This window comes from Aeromonas sp. ASNIH1, assembly GCF_002934285.1.
In the GTDB taxonomy this organism is placed as follows: domain Bacteria; phylum Pseudomonadota; class Gammaproteobacteria; order Enterobacterales; family Aeromonadaceae; genus Aeromonas; species Aeromonas caviae.
The window spans coordinates 785863-798425 of the sequence record NZ_CP026228.1 but is presented as its reverse complement, the minus strand read 5'-3'; the positions used below and the strand labels follow the sequence as shown (position 1 = coordinate 798425).

Annotated in this window: 13 protein-coding genes; 7 read left to right on the top strand and 6 right to left on the bottom strand. The window is 62.3% G+C overall.

Features of this window, described 5'->3' with window-relative positions; genetic code table 11:
- Positions 1–6 precede the first annotated feature (6 nt).
- Positions 7–507 (top strand): thiol peroxidase, encoded by a 501-nt coding sequence (gene tpx / locus C2U37_RS03850; protein ID WP_010672853.1) that lies wholly within the window; start codon positions 7–9, stop codon positions 505–507.
- 146 nt (positions 508–653) lie between these two features.
- Entirely contained in the window at positions 654–1874 is a 1221-nt protein-coding gene (locus tag C2U37_RS03845) for a DEAD/DEAH box helicase (protein WP_104451852.1), read from the top strand.
- A 96-nt stretch (positions 1875–1970) separates the two neighbouring features.
- Here C2U37_RS03845 and C2U37_RS03840 read toward each other — a convergent pair whose 3' ends face one another.
- The 3 genes from C2U37_RS03840 to C2U37_RS03830 all read right to left on the bottom strand — a co-directional run bounded on the left by C2U37_RS03840 (position 1971) and on the right by C2U37_RS03830 (position 5697).
- Positions 1971–3530, bottom strand: a complete 1560-nt coding sequence (locus C2U37_RS03840) for a methyl-accepting chemotaxis protein (protein ID WP_104451851.1) — start codon at positions 3528–3530, stop codon at positions 1971–1973.
- A 152-nt stretch (positions 3531–3682) separates the two neighbouring features.
- Positions 3683–3982 (bottom strand): hypothetical protein, encoded by a 300-nt coding sequence (locus tag C2U37_RS03835; protein WP_010672856.1) that lies wholly within the window; start codon positions 3980–3982, stop codon positions 3683–3685.
- A 110-nt stretch (positions 3983–4092) separates the two neighbouring features.
- On the bottom strand, positions 4093–5697 hold the full coding sequence (locus tag C2U37_RS03830) for a peptide ABC transporter substrate-binding protein (protein ID WP_104451850.1): 1605 nt from the start codon (positions 5695–5697) through the stop codon (positions 4093–4095).
- 174 nt (positions 5698–5871) lie between these two features.
- Here C2U37_RS03830 and C2U37_RS03825 point away from each other — a divergent pair, with 174 nt between their 5' ends.
- Positions 5872–6579 carry a ParB-like protein gene (locus tag C2U37_RS03825; RefSeq protein WP_104451849.1) on the top strand — a complete coding sequence of 236 codons (708 nt, stop codon included), beginning with the start codon at positions 5872–5874 and terminating at the stop codon, positions 6577–6579.
- 85 nt (positions 6580–6664) lie between these two features.
- Complete coding sequence (locus C2U37_RS03820; RefSeq protein ID WP_039039476.1) at positions 6665–7093, top strand: DUF2753 family protein; 429 nt, start codon at positions 6665–6667, stop codon at positions 7091–7093.
- Positions 7094–7095: 2 nt separating this feature from the next.
- On the opposite strand, the gene C2U37_RS03815 is transcribed toward C2U37_RS03820, so the two are convergent.
- A complete protein-coding gene (locus C2U37_RS03815) occupies positions 7096–7845 on the bottom strand; it encodes an enoyl-CoA hydratase-related protein (RefSeq protein ID WP_041211009.1) in 750 nt (249 codons plus the stop codon).
- An 89-nt stretch (positions 7846–7934) separates the two neighbouring features.
- Between C2U37_RS03815 and C2U37_RS03810 the strand changes: the two genes are divergently transcribed.
- The 3 genes from C2U37_RS03810 to C2U37_RS03800 all read left to right on the top strand — a co-directional run bounded on the left by C2U37_RS03810 (position 7935) and on the right by C2U37_RS03800 (position 9796).
- On the top strand, positions 7935–8375 hold the full coding sequence (locus tag C2U37_RS03810; RefSeq protein ID WP_104451848.1) for a copper chaperone PCu(A)C: 441 nt from the start codon (positions 7935–7937) through the stop codon (positions 8373–8375).
- A gap of 92 nt (positions 8376–8467) precedes the next feature.
- Positions 8468–9097 (top strand): TIGR04219 family outer membrane beta-barrel protein, encoded by a 630-nt coding sequence (locus tag C2U37_RS03805; protein WP_104451847.1) that lies wholly within the window; start codon positions 8468–8470, stop codon positions 9095–9097.
- A gap of 18 nt (positions 9098–9115) precedes the next feature.
- Positions 9116–9796, top strand: coding sequence for an SDR family oxidoreductase (locus C2U37_RS03800; protein ID WP_041214522.1), 681 nt, complete (start codon positions 9116–9118; stop codon positions 9794–9796).
- Between the two features lie 195 nt (positions 9797–9991).
- Here C2U37_RS03800 and C2U37_RS03795 read toward each other — a convergent pair whose 3' ends face one another.
- A complete protein-coding gene (locus C2U37_RS03795; protein WP_104451846.1) occupies positions 9992–10621 on the bottom strand; it encodes a 3'-5' exonuclease in 630 nt (209 codons plus the stop codon).
- A 195-nt stretch (positions 10622–10816) separates the two neighbouring features.
- Positions 10817–12541 (bottom strand): proline--tRNA ligase, encoded by a 1725-nt coding sequence (locus C2U37_RS03790; RefSeq protein ID WP_104451845.1) that lies wholly within the window; start codon positions 12539–12541, stop codon positions 10817–10819.
- Between the last annotated feature and the right edge of the window lie 22 nt (positions 12542–12563).

The window sequence follows — 12563 nt, the reverse complement described above, 5'->3', positions numbered from 1 at the left end:
CCTAACATGAGCAATACCGTCACCCTGCAAGGCAACCCCGTCTCCGTCTCCGGCCACTTCCCCGTTGCCGGTGAGCAGGCCAAGCCCTTCTCCCTGGTTGCTGGCGATCTGTCCGATGCGACCCTGGCGACCTTCGCCGGCAAGCGCAAGATCCTGAACATCTTCCCGAGCGTCGACACCCCGACCTGCGCCACTTCCGTGCGCAAGTTCAACGAGCAGGCAAGCGCCCTGAACAACACCGTCGTGCTGTGCATCTCTGCCGACCTGCCGTTCGCCCAGGCCCGTTTCTGCGGCGCCGAGGGTCTGGACAAGGTGGTGAACCTCTCCACCCTGCGCGGTGTCTCCTTCCTGCAGGACTACGGCGTGGCCTTCTCCTCCGGCCCGCTGGTGGGTCTGGCTGCCCGTGCCATCGTGGTACTGGATGAGCACGACAAGGTGCTGCACAGCGAGCTGGTGGCCGAAGTCGCCGACGAGCCGAACTACGCCGCCGCCCTGGCCGTTCTGTAAGTCGCGCCACAGGCTGATTGCCTGACGGCCTGCCCCGTTCACACGGGGCAGGCCGTTTTTATTGCGCTTCCGAACCTTTTACTTATGGGGTGGGTTTGGCTAGACTTCGCCTCCACATCCTCGTTCAGCCTGTATCTGCGATCCCCATGACGTTTGACGAACTCGCCCTTGCCCCCGCCCTGTTGCGCCTGCTGCCCGCCGCGCTGGAAAAACCGACCTCCATTCAGCAGCTAGCCATTCCTGCAGCCTTGTCAGGACGGGATCTGCTTGCCCTGGCCAGGACCGGCAGTGGCAAGACCCTGGCATTCGGCCTGCCGCTGCTGCAGAAGCTGGACGCAGCCAGTGACCGGGTACAGGGATTGGTACTGGTCCCCACCCGGGAGCTGGCAAGCCAGGTGAGCGCCGCCCTGCAGGAGATTGCCGACGGGTTGGGGGTGCGCCTTCTGACCCTGTGTGGCGGGGTGGCCCAGGAGTGGCAGGAGCGGGAACTGGCTCTCGGCCCCCAACTGCTGGTGGCGACCCCCGGACGGTTGCGGGACTTGCTGGCCCAGCAGACGCTGGGACTGGGTGCCCTGCGCATGCTGGTGCTGGATGAGGCGGATCGCCTGCTGGAGATGGGGTTCTGGCCCGATATCCAGTGGCTGATGAAGGCAATGCCGGAGGCGCGGCAGCAGATGCTCTTCTCCGCCACCTTGCCGGTCGAACTGGAGAGCCTGGCCTCGGGCCTGCTGCAGGATCCGGTGCGTATCGAGGCCGAGCCGCTCAACAGCCTGGTGAGCGACATCAAGGAGCGGCTCTATCTGGTCAACAGGAGCAGCAAGGTGCCTGCGCTGATCGCCCTGCTGGAGGCTGGAGAGTGGCCCCAGGTGCTGGTCTTCATCAGTGCCAGGGACGACGCGGACGGGGTGGCTAAGAAACTCGCCAGAACTGGCATGACGGTGGCAGCCCTGCATGGAAACAAGGATCAGGCCGTGCGGGAGCAGGCGCTGGCGGATTTCAAGGAGGGCAGGGTGCGGGTGCTGGTGGCCACGGATCTGATGGCGCGCGGCATCCACGTGGAGGCATTGCCGGTGGTGATCAATCTGGATCTGCCGGAGCATGCGCCCGTCTACGTGCATCGTATCGGTCGTACCGCCCGTGCCGGGCAGAGCGGTCTGGCCATCTCCCTTACCTGCCACGGGGATGGGGAGGCGCTCGAGGGGATCCGGGCCCTGACCGGTCGGCCCCTGCCCCTGGCGGCGCTGGCAGGTTTCCCGGTGACCGACAAACCCGCCAGCGGGCAGAGCAAACGGGCGCCAAGAGACAAGCAGGCGAACCGTCGCACCCAGGGCAAGCGCAGCATCAAGCAGTTCAAGGGCAAATCCTGAGACGGACTTCTTGGCCCCGGCGGGAGCCTGTCGTCGTGAAGGAGAGGAGAGATCGGCAGCGCGCCCGGGGGCGCGCCAAACTACACGGCAAGGGGGTCAGTCGTGGAACTGGTTGATCAGGCGGGAGAGGTTTTGCAACCGCTCCACCAGCAGGGTGATGCCATCGAGGGCCTGACGGCTGTTGTCCGCGGTGTGGCTCGCCAGTTGGTGGATCTGGTGGATCCCCTGATCCAGGGTGCTGGTGACATCCGCCTGCTGGCTCACCGCCTGGGCTATCTCGTCGCTGGTGTGGGTCACCCGGGCCAGCATCCGGTTGATCTGGTCGAGCACCTCGGCGGTGGCCCCCATGTGCTGCTGGCAGAGCACTGATGTCTGGGCCCCCTGCTCCATGCCATCGGACAGTTGCCGGGTGCTCTGTTGCAGCGCCCCTATCATGTCGCTTATCTCGCCGGTGGAGCTGCGGGTCTTCTGGGCCAGGGCCCGTATCTCGTCGGCCACCACCGCAAAGCCGCGCCCCTGTTCACCGGCCCGTGCCGCCTCGATGGCCGCATTGAGGGAGAGCAGGTTGGTCTGATCCGCAATCTGCCCGATCACCTCCAGAATGCCGTTGATCTTCTGGCTGTCCTGGGTCAGGCGCGCCAGCACGCCCTGGCTGGCGTCCAGCTCCTGATGAAGCCTGTCGACCGAATCCCGGGTGGTGGCCAGCGCCTGCTGGCCACTGGCGGACACCTGCTGGACCTCGCCCACCAGCGCATTGGCCTGGTGGGCATTGTCAGCCACATCGCGGATGGACTGGCTCATCTGGGTGATGGCCGCCGCCAGTTGCTCGCTCTGGGCCCGCTGCTGTTGCAGGTGAGTGTCTATGGTCTGGATATGCCCCCTGTCATCCTCCGCCGCCTGCAGGATCTGCTGGTTGGTGTCCGCGCTGCGACCTACCACGGCGCGCAGCTCCGCCTTCTTCATGCGCAGCAGCAGTTCAAGGGCGGCCAGGCTGTCCTGACGCCTGGCATAGAGTACCTGGCAAAGGGCGCTGCCCTGCTCCTCGCCCGCCATGGCCAGCAGCCTGGCTAGCCGCCGTTGCAGATGCCAGCCATGTCTCATCTGGGCCAGCAAGCAGAGCAGAGTGATGACTCCCCAACCCGGCTGGCCGGTGACCAGACTGGCCCCCATGCCGAGCAGGGCGGTGCCAGAGAGCAGCAGACACAGCTGCCCCGGCTCCAGGGTCAGCCGGGTCAGCCAGGGCAGTGCCTTGCCGTCACGGATCCGGGCATAGAGCTGCTCTGCCCAGGCGATGTCGTGATCCTGGGGACGGGTGCGGACAGACTGGTATTCGATGATCTGCTGCTGATCGTTGAGGATCGGCGTGACGTAGGCGTTGACCCAGTAGAACTGACCACTCTTGGCGCGGTTCTTTACCAGCCCCATCCAGCTCTTGCCTTGTTGCAGGCGGCGCCACATGTCGGCGAACGCGGCCTTGGGCATGTCGGGGTGGCGGACCAGATTGTGGGGCTCCCCTTCCATTTCGGTCGCGCTATAGCCCGCCACATCGCAAAAGTGCTGGTTGGCATAAGTGATGTGACTGGCGGGATCCGTGGTCGAGATCAGTGAGATGTGATCGGGGAAACGGATCTCCCCTTCGTGCCGGGTTGTGGTCATGTGCGCATCCTGAATGAGCCAAGTAACTGATAAAATTATTTTTTATTTTTGTGATTGTTACGGCGTCATTGTAGATGCGGACTGTTACACCACCTTGGCTTGGGTCAATAAATCAACACGGGAAAGGCTGAAAAAAGTCGTAGATGGCGGGCTCAGCCGCGGGGAGTGAAGTCGTGGATCTCCCCCGTCCTCGGCTTGAAGCGGGGGTCATTGTCTTCTGCGCTGGCGACCCAGGCCATGGCCTGGCAGAAACTCTCCTGCTTGGCGAAGGCATCCCGGGCCTGATCGATGGCTCGTTCGGCATTGCGCCGCTCCATCTTGCTGGCCTTGCGGTCGCTGAACTGCTTCTGCTGGCTCAACATCCATTCGAGGAAGGCCTGGCGGCATTCGGTTTCATCGGCGGCCTTGGCGGGAAGGGCAACAAACAGGGCAATCAGGAGCAGAGCACGCATGGCAGGATCGGATCACGGGGTTGATGAATGAAAAGAGGCGGCATTTTATGCCGGGAACTTGAACAGGAACAGTGCCAGGAGGGGTCAGATGTCCCGACCCCTCCCCGGACTCAGTGTTTGACGAGGTAGAGCTGACGGCTGTAGGCCACGTCTTCCGGGTTGTTGATGGGATACCCCTTGAGCCAGGGCTTGATGAGCCGGGCATTGGTGTACTGGTAGATGGGGGCGATGGGGGCCTCCTTCTGCAAGATGGCCTCGGCCTCATCGAACAGGTGGGCCCGCTCTGCGGGATCCTGACTGTTGGCCGCCTGCGCCAGCAGCTTGTCGTAAGCCGGGTTGGCGAACCGGGCCATGTTGCCGCTGTGGCCCGATCCCCAGAGCCCGAGGAAGGCGGAGGGGTCGTTGTAATCGGCGACCCAGGAGGAGCGGATCACCTCGAACTGGCCGCTTTGACGGCTGTCGAGATAGGTTTTCCACTCCTGGTTGGTGAGCTCGACCCGGGCCCCTAGCTTCTGTTTCCACAGGTTGGCGATGGCCAGCGCCATCTTCTTGTGAATTTCCGCCGTGTTGTAGAGCAGGGTCAGCCTGAGGGGATTGCTTGGGCCGTAGCCCGCTTCTTTCAGCAGGGCTCTGGCACGCTCGTCCAGCGCTTGCTGACTGCTGGTGGAGAGCAGATTGGGCTTGGGGTCGAAGCCGGCGGTCACGTCCGGGGTGAAGTGGTAGGCCGGTTTCTCCCCGGTGCCCAGCACCTTGTCGGCAATCAGGCCCCTGTCGATGGTATAGGAGAGCGCCTGGCGAACCCGTACATCATTGAGGGGTGGGCGCTGGGTGTTGAAGGCGTAGTAGTAGGTGCCGAGCTGTTCCGGGGTATAGACCTCCCCCGGGATCTGGGCCATCAGGCTCTGGTACTGCTCCTTGGGGAAGGATTCGGTGATGTGCAGATCCCCGGCCAGATAGCGGTGGGTGGCCGCGCTCTCCTGATTGATGGGCACGAAGGTGACGCGGGTCAGTACCGTGTGGGCGCGATCCCAGTAGTAGGGATTGGGCGTCAGCTCCAGTTTCTCGTTCACCACCCGGTGACTCAACACGAAGGCGCCGTTGCCCACCAGCTTGCCGGGCTGGGTCCACTGGTTGCCATATTGCTCCATGCTGGCCCGGTGCAGGGGCGATAGGCTGGGATGGGTCAGCAGGCTCAGGAAATAGGGCACCGGCTGGGAGAGGGTCACCTTCAGGGTATGGTCATCGACGGCCTCCACCCCGAGCGCATCGGGGGCCAGCTTGCCTGCCACTATGTCGTCCACCTTGTCGAAGCGGGCGAGCTGGGCGAACCAGGCGAAAGTGGCGGCTTCCCTGGGGTCAACCAGCTTGCGCCAGCCATAGACGAAGTCGGCGGCGCGCACGGGGTCGCCGTTGGACCAGCGGGCATCCTGCCTCAGATGGAATGTGAACTGCCGGTTGTCCTTGTTCTCCCAGCTCGCGGCCACCCCGGGCAGCACCTTGCCGTCCGGCCCCTGGGTCAGCAGCCCCTCGTAAAGGTCCCTGAGGACCTGCAGCTCCGGCAGTCCCACCAGCTTGAGGGGGCTCAGGCTCGCCGGTTCATCCTTGAGATGACGGACGACGGCCTGTTCAGCGGCGAGTGGGGTACCGGGCGGCACATCGGCGGCCTGGACGCAGGCACAGCCCAGCAGGGCCAGCAGGGGGCTCCATCCTTTCATGGTGAATCCTTCAAAATGTGTGAAGCGGGGAGAAAACTCGGCGAGAATGCATCGCCGGCAGATGGGAAATCATGATATCCCCTTTGCTGGTCAGACCGCCAGCATGAGTCCCATTGATATCCGATGCGGCTGTCAACGAAGGGGCGCCGTGAGCGCCAGGAAAAGGAGAGAATGATGAGAGCATGGATCTTGTTGGCCTGCGTGCTGAGCCAGGGCGCCTGGGCGTTGTCCCCGTGCGAGAAGAGCAGCTCGGTGGGAAGCTGGTGCGAAGTGAACATAGAGGCGCTGCACCCCACCCAGGGCGGCGTCGGTCAGTTGCAGGTGGATACCACAGCCCGGGAGCTGGCGGACAAGAGCGAGAAGCAGCTCGACAAGCTGATGAAAAAGAAAGAGATCCCCATCGTCATCGCGCCGGATGGGGGTTACTGGCTGGTGGACAGGCACCACCTGGCCAAGGCGCTGTGGCAGCAGGGGGTGAAGCAGGTCAGGGTCAAGGTGATTGCACGGTTGCAGGACTGGGCCAATTTCTGGAGCCAGATGCAGAACAACCACTGGGCCTGGCTCAAGGATGAACGGGGTCAACCCCTGACTCCCGAGCAGTTGCCCGGCCATATCGGTGAGTTGCCGGATTATCCCTACCGCACCCTGGCGGGGCTGCTGCAGGATGCGGGCTACTTCAGCAAGAAGGGTCAGGTCTACTTCGTCGAGTTTGCCTGGGCCAGCTGGCTCGGCCAGCAGATGGCCTGGCAGCCGATCGATGAGGTCAACCTCGCGGATCGTCTCGCCGAAGCCAAACGGCTGGCGTGCAGCAGCAAGGCGTCGGATCTGCCTGGTTACCCCGGCAAGCAGTGTCGCGTCAATCAGCCCAGAACGGCGGGTTGAGGGATCCTGCACAAAGGGTCTGGTTGATATTTGTTCTCGATTGGCCATGATACAAACTCCACTCGTGTCGGCAAAGGAGAGGAACATGGAACATCAGAACTGGCAACGTTACATGCTGGAGGCGGAGAATGCCCTTGGCATGGGGGCTCTGGGCACGGCGATCTGCCTCTATCAGCAGGCCCTGGGGGAAGTGTATGAGCTGGCCTCCGGGGATCTGGACGAACTGGCCAGCATGCGGGTCGCCACCTGTCACCGCATGGCCGATTTCTGGCGTGCCATGGAAGAGCCCGCCTATGAACTGCGCTACCTCAAGCTCGCCTCCGAGCTGGTCACCGCCCTGGTGCCCCAGTGCCCCAACCGGGCGTGCGAATCCCTCATCAGTGAGCTGGGCTGCTGCCGCGCCGCCCTGCTCTCCTTCTTGAAGCGCCACCCCAATCCGGAGATTGCCCGGCTTATCCAGGTGCAGGACAGGGTACAGGGCTGCGAGTTGATAGGCCGGTTCCGTCTCAACTGAGTTCAGCGCCGTTTTTGCAGCTTGCTGGCGATGCGGCTTTGCGCCTCTTCCCCTTGCAGGGCCTGGGCGAAGGCGCGCGCTTCCAGGTCGATGACGAAATGCACAGCCTGTTTGAGCTCCTGCTTGAGCAGCGCCTTGCTCTTCTGGAGCGCCATCGGCGGCTTGGCCGCCAGTTTCAGTCCCTGCTCCCGAGCGAAGGGGAGCAGGTCCGCGGGGGCCAGCACCCGGTTGGCGAGCCCGAGACGCAGCGCCTCTTCCCCATCGATGGCCTCTGCCAGCAGCAACAGCTCCGCCGCCTTGAGGTGACCGACGGCGCGTGGCAGCAGCAGGCTGGCGGCAAACTCCGGCACCAGTCCCAGCTCGACGAAAGGCAGCTGCAGCCGGGCGTTGTCACCCAGATAGACCAGGTCGCAGTGCAGCAGCAGGGTAGTGCCTATGCCGACTGCCGGGCCGCCCACGGCGGCGATCACCGGTTTGGGGAAGTCGGCCAGGGTGTGCAGAAATTGCAGGATGGGATCGTCCGGCTCAAGGGCGTGCTTGCCAACAAAGTCGGCCAGATCGTTGCCGGCGGTGAAGCACTCCGCCTGGCCCTGCAACAGCAGCACATGGACCTCTTCGTCCCGGGCGGCCTGGCGCAGTGCGTCGGTCAGCGCCAGATACGTCTCCGTGTTGAGGGCATTGCGCTTTTCCGGTCGATTGAAGGTCAGGGTGAGCAAGCCGTCCTGCTGTTCGGCCAGAATTGTGAGGGCCATATCTGAATCCTTGTTGTCGGGGGCTGTCAAAAGCTTGCCATAGGGGTAAGCTTTGTCTCGTTTAACAACATCATAAAAGGATTTCAACCATGTTTAAACGTGCGTTTTATTCCACCATGGCACTGCTTCTGGCCGCCCCGGCCCTGGCCAAGGTCGACGCAGTCGATGGTTATGTGCGCCTGCTGCCCCCTGGCTCGCCGAACACGGCGGCGTTCATGGTGCTCAGGAACGATGGGGACAAACCGGTGAAACTGGTGGTGGGAGCGTCCCCTGAGGCGGGCCGTGTCGAGCTGCACACCCATTTGCACGAGAACGGCGTCATGAAGATGCGCCAGGTGGAGAGCATCGAGATCCCGGCCAAGGGGGAGGCCGTGCTCAAGCCCGGCAGCCTGCACATCATGTTGTTCGACATCCATACCCTGGCCCAGGGCACGCCCTTCCCGCTGACCCTGACCCTGGACGATGGGCAGACGCTGTCACTGAGCCTGCCCGTGAAGCCGGTCGAACCCATGAAAGGGATGAAGCACTGACATTTATGGACGCTTGTTCAGCTTTTTACTCTAGGTATTCCTTGCCCAGCGGGTAAAATGATGGCCTTTCCAGTCCAAAATGGAGCGAAGTGATGAAGAAGACCCTGATTGCCGGCACTGTGATGGCTCTGCTCAGCCATGGGGCCATGGCCGCCAATGACTGGCGTTTTGCGGCGGGTGCCGATCTGTGGAATGCCCAGGGAAGTGGCCAGGTCAGCAGCGTGGGTGCCGATGGCAGCTACGACGAGAACTACAACTGGAGCGGCTACCTGCAACTGGAGCACGGCATCCTGCTGCTGCCCAACGCCAAGTTTGAAATGTCCGACTTTAGCAGCAGCGGTGGCAGCTTCAACAACGATCTGCTGGCTTACGACCTGAGCCTCTACTATCGCCTGTTCAACAACGATCTGTTCCAGATCGATCTGGGTCTGACCGGTCGTCGCTACGACGGTGATTTCAACACCCAGCACTACTCCTATGACAAGGATGTGCTGATGGCCTACACCGGGGGTGAAGTACGCATCCCGGGGACCGGCTTCGCCGCGTTTGGCGATATGCGGTTGCAGGATGCCGACAACTACGACTACCGTCTGGGCGGCTCCTACAAGTTCTCTTCCGTGCCGCTCAAGATCCGCGCCGGCTGGCGTGAGGCCGAGATGGACTTCGATCGCGTCGATCAGACCATCGACGGCTGGTTCATCGGTGGTGAATTCACCTTCTGATCTCCCTGAGGAGCACACATGGGCCACATCATAGTGACTGGCGCGGGGTCCGGACTGGGCCGCGCCCTGACCATAGGGCTGGTTGAACGCGGCCATCAGGTTTCCATGATGGGTCGCCGTTACCAGAAACTGCAGGAGCAGGAAGAGCTGCTCGGCAAGGCGGTGATCGGCATTGCCGCCGATCTGGCGCACCACGAAGAGGTGGATGTCGCCTTTGCCGCTGCGGTGGAGTGGGGCGGCCTGCCCGACATGGTGATCCACTGTGCCGGTGTCGGCGAGTTCGGCCCGGTGGGTGTCTACACCGCCGAGCAGATCCGCCGGGTGGTGGAGAGCAATCTCATCTCCACCATACTGGTGGCCCAGCAGACGGTGCGCCTCATCGGTGACAAGGGCGGCGTGCTGGCGAATGTGCTCTCCTCTGCCGCCCAGACCGGCAAGGCCAACGAGAGCCTCTATTGCGCCTCCAAATGGGGCATGCGCGGCTTTCTCGAATCCTTGCGGGCCGAGCTGAAGAGTGCTCCCCTGCGACTGGTGAACCTCTATCCGAGCGGGATCCGCAGCGAGTTCTGGGAGAATTCGGATCACGTGGATTCGAGTGGCTTCATGACGCCGGAAGACGCGGCAGCCTACATGCTGGATGCGCTGGCCGCGAGAAGCAGCTGCCATGTGACCGATCTCTTTATCGGTCGCAATAGTTGAGATAGTGGGCTCCGGCCCTTGCCGCCCAGAAGAGCAGAAACAAAAGGCGCGCCATTTGGCGCGCTTTTTCATTGATGTGCAGTGCTAAATTATCTGCTTGCCTGCCTCTCTTTACGCCGGGCCATCATGGATGTGAAGGCGGGGAAATTCAGTGCCGACATGGCGTGGATGATTGATGATGCATGTCGGCACATATTATTTCCGAGTCGCATATTCCCGCAGGAAGGATGGAATCACCTGTTTTGGCTTCTTGCCAAGGGTCAGCAGCCATTCAAAGTCCGGGTCGATAATACCATGTCGACACGCCAGCTCTTCCAACAAGGCAAGCCAGAGGTGGGCCGTCACCTCTGCATCCGCCAGGGCACGGTGAAACACCCCGTCATTGGGCAGGCTCCGGTATTGCACCAGGGTACCCAGCTTGTGATCCGGGGCATCGGGAAACAGGCGCCTCGATAGCAGCAGGGAACAGGCGAACTGGCCGCGGTATTGCGCCGGCAATCGCTCTATTTCCGCATCCAGAAAGCGCTTGTCGAAGGAGGCGTTGTGGGCGACCAGATTGTCATCACCGATAAAGTCGACGAAATCCGCCATCACCACGTTACAGGGGGGAGCCTGTTTCAGCATGGCATTGCTGATCCCGGTATATTGCTCGATGAAGCTGCTCACGTTGAAGCCCGGATTCATCAATGCCGAGAAACGCTCACTGATATGGCCATCCTTGATTCTGACGGCACCGATCTCGATGGCTCTATCCCCTTGTCCGGGTGAAAGCCCTGTGGTCTCGAAGTCGAGCACGACAACGGTATTGGCTGAGGCGATGGACATAACTTCTCGGGCAAGCTGGGTAAAGAGCGCCAGTCTAGGAAATCAGCCGTACCGTGTACAGGGCAATGCAGTTATCTCATTGGTTCACGCTGGAGACGCATTTTTGTGCATCATGGCTGAGAGCCATATAAAAAGCCCCGAATGCCGTGGCACTCGGGGCTTTCCTATGAAAAGCGATAGGCGGTGTCGGCGTTATCAGCGACCCAGCTTGGCCTTGAGCATGGCAACGATCTCGCCGATGGGCACTTCCTGCTTCTCGCCGGAGCGGCGGCACTTGTACTCCACCACGCCGTTGTCCAGACCACGGTCACCGATGACGATGGCGTGGGGCACACCGATCAGCTCCATGTCGGCGAACATCACACCCGGGCGCTCCTTGCGGTCGTCAAACAGCACGTCCACACCGGCGGCTTTGAGCTCGGTGTAGAACTGTTGCGCCTGCTCGGCCACGCGCTCGGATTTGTGCATGTTCATCGGCACGATGGCTACTTCGAACGGGGCGATGGCATCCGGCCAGATGATGCCGTACTGGTCGTTGTTCTGCTCGATGGCCGCAGCCACCAGGCGGGAAACCCCGATACCGTAGCAACCCATCTCCATGGTGACGGACTTGCCGCCTTCGTTCAGCACGCTCGCCTTCATCGCTTCGGAGTACTTGGTGCCCAGCTGGAAGATGTGGCCCACTTCGATACCGCGCTTGAGCAGCAGCTTGCCCTGGCCGCACGGGCTCGGGTCGCCTTCCACCACGTTGCGCAGGTCGGCAACCTCAAAAGAGGCGATGTCGCGATCCCAGTTGGCACCGGTCAGGTGGAAGCCGGTCTCGTTGGCGCCGCAAACAAAATCGCTCAGATGGGCGGCGCTGCGATCGACGATGATGCGACCGGCAAAGCCGACCGGGCCGATGGAGCCTGCGTCGCAACCAGCGGCCGCTTTGATCTGCTCGTCATTGGCGAAGGTCAGCGGGTTAGCCACGCCAGAAAGCTTCTCGGCCTTGATTTCGTTCAGCTCGTGGTCGCCACGCAGTACCAGGGCGATGACGGCCTGTTTGCCGTGCTCGTCTTCCTCGGCCAGTACCAGCAGGGTCTTGGCGATGGCGGTCGGCGCCACGTTCAGGAAAGCGGCTACTTCATCGATGGTGTGGACGGCCGGGGTGGCCACCTTGGTCAGGGCTTTGGTTGCGGCAGCGCGCTCGCCAGCCGGTGCCAGCGCTTCGGCCATCTCGATGTTGGCGGCGTAATCGGATGTATCGGAGAAGGCGATCAAGTCTTCACCGCTCTCAGCCAGCACCTGGAATTCGTGGGAGCCGGTGCCCCCGATGGAGCCGGTATCGGCCTGCACCGGGCGGAAGTTCAGACCCATGCGAGTGAAGGCGGTGCAGTAGGCCGCGTGCATCTTCTCATAGGTATCGACCAGGGAAGCCTTGTCGATGTGGAAGGAGTAGGCATCCTTCATCAGGAATTCGCGGCCGCGCATCACGCCGAAACGGGGGCGCACTTCATCGCGGAACTTGGTCTGGATCTGGTACAGATTCAGCGGCAGTTGCTTGTAGCTGTTCACTTCGTAACGGACCAGCGCGGTGATCACCTCTTCGTGGGTCGGACCCAGCACGAAGGGGCGGTTGTGACGGTCGGTCAGGCGGCACAGCTCGGGGCCGTAGTCATCCCAGCGGCCGGACTCCTGCCACAGCTCGGCGGGCTGTACCACCGGCATGGACACTTCGACGGCACCCGCATTGTTCATCTCTTCGCGGACGATGTTTTCAATCTTCTTCAGGACCCGCAGGCCGGTCGGCAGCCAGGCGTACATGCCGGAAGCGAGTTTGCGGATCATCCCGGCGCGCAGCATCAGCTGGTGGCTGACAACTTCAGCGTCGGAGGGGGTTTCCTTGAGAGTGGAAAGCAGATATTGGCTGGTACGCATCGCGGTAGACCTTCGCTAGTTC

Bases quoted from the DNA above. Each gene is read 5' to 3' on its own strand.
- C2U37_RS03830 (WP_104451850.1), bottom strand. From the start codon at position 5,697: ATGAAAGGATGGAGCCCCCTGCTGGCCCTGCTGGGCTGTGCCTGCGTC.
- C2U37_RS03795 (WP_104451846.1), bottom strand. From the start codon at position 10,621: ATGTCCATCGCCTCAGCCAATACCGTTGTCGTGCTCGACTTCGAGACC.
- C2U37_RS03815 (WP_041211009.1), bottom strand. From the start codon at position 7,845: ATGGCCCTCACAATTCTGGCCGAACAGCAGGACGGCTTGCTCACCCTG.
- C2U37_RS03840 (WP_104451851.1), bottom strand. From the start codon at position 3,530: ATGACCACAACCCGGCACGAAGGGGAGATCCGTTTCCCCGATCACATC.
- C2U37_RS03810 (WP_104451848.1), top strand. From the start codon at position 7,935: ATGTTTAAACGTGCGTTTTATTCCACCATGGCACTGCTTCTGGCCGCC.
- C2U37_RS03835 (WP_010672856.1), bottom strand. From the start codon at position 3,982: ATGCGTGCTCTGCTCCTGATTGCCCTGTTTGTTGCCCTTCCCGCCAAG.
- C2U37_RS03805 (WP_104451847.1), top strand. From the start codon at position 8,468: ATGAAGAAGACCCTGATTGCCGGCACTGTGATGGCTCTGCTCAGCCAT.
- C2U37_RS03825 (WP_104451849.1), top strand. From the start codon at position 5,872: ATGAGAGCATGGATCTTGTTGGCCTGCGTGCTGAGCCAGGGCGCCTGG.
- C2U37_RS03800 (WP_041214522.1), top strand. From the start codon at position 9,116: ATGGGCCACATCATAGTGACTGGCGCGGGGTCCGGACTGGGCCGCGCC.
- C2U37_RS03845 (WP_104451852.1), top strand. From the start codon at position 654: ATGACGTTTGACGAACTCGCCCTTGCCCCCGCCCTGTTGCGCCTGCTG.
- C2U37_RS03820 (WP_039039476.1), top strand. From the start codon at position 6,665: ATGGAACATCAGAACTGGCAACGTTACATGCTGGAGGCGGAGAATGCC.
- tpx (WP_010672853.1), top strand. From the start codon at position 7: ATGAGCAATACCGTCACCCTGCAAGGCAACCCCGTCTCCGTCTCCGGC.
- C2U37_RS03790 (WP_104451845.1), bottom strand. From the start codon at position 12,541: ATGCGTACCAGCCAATATCTGCTTTCCACTCTCAAGGAAACCCCCTCC.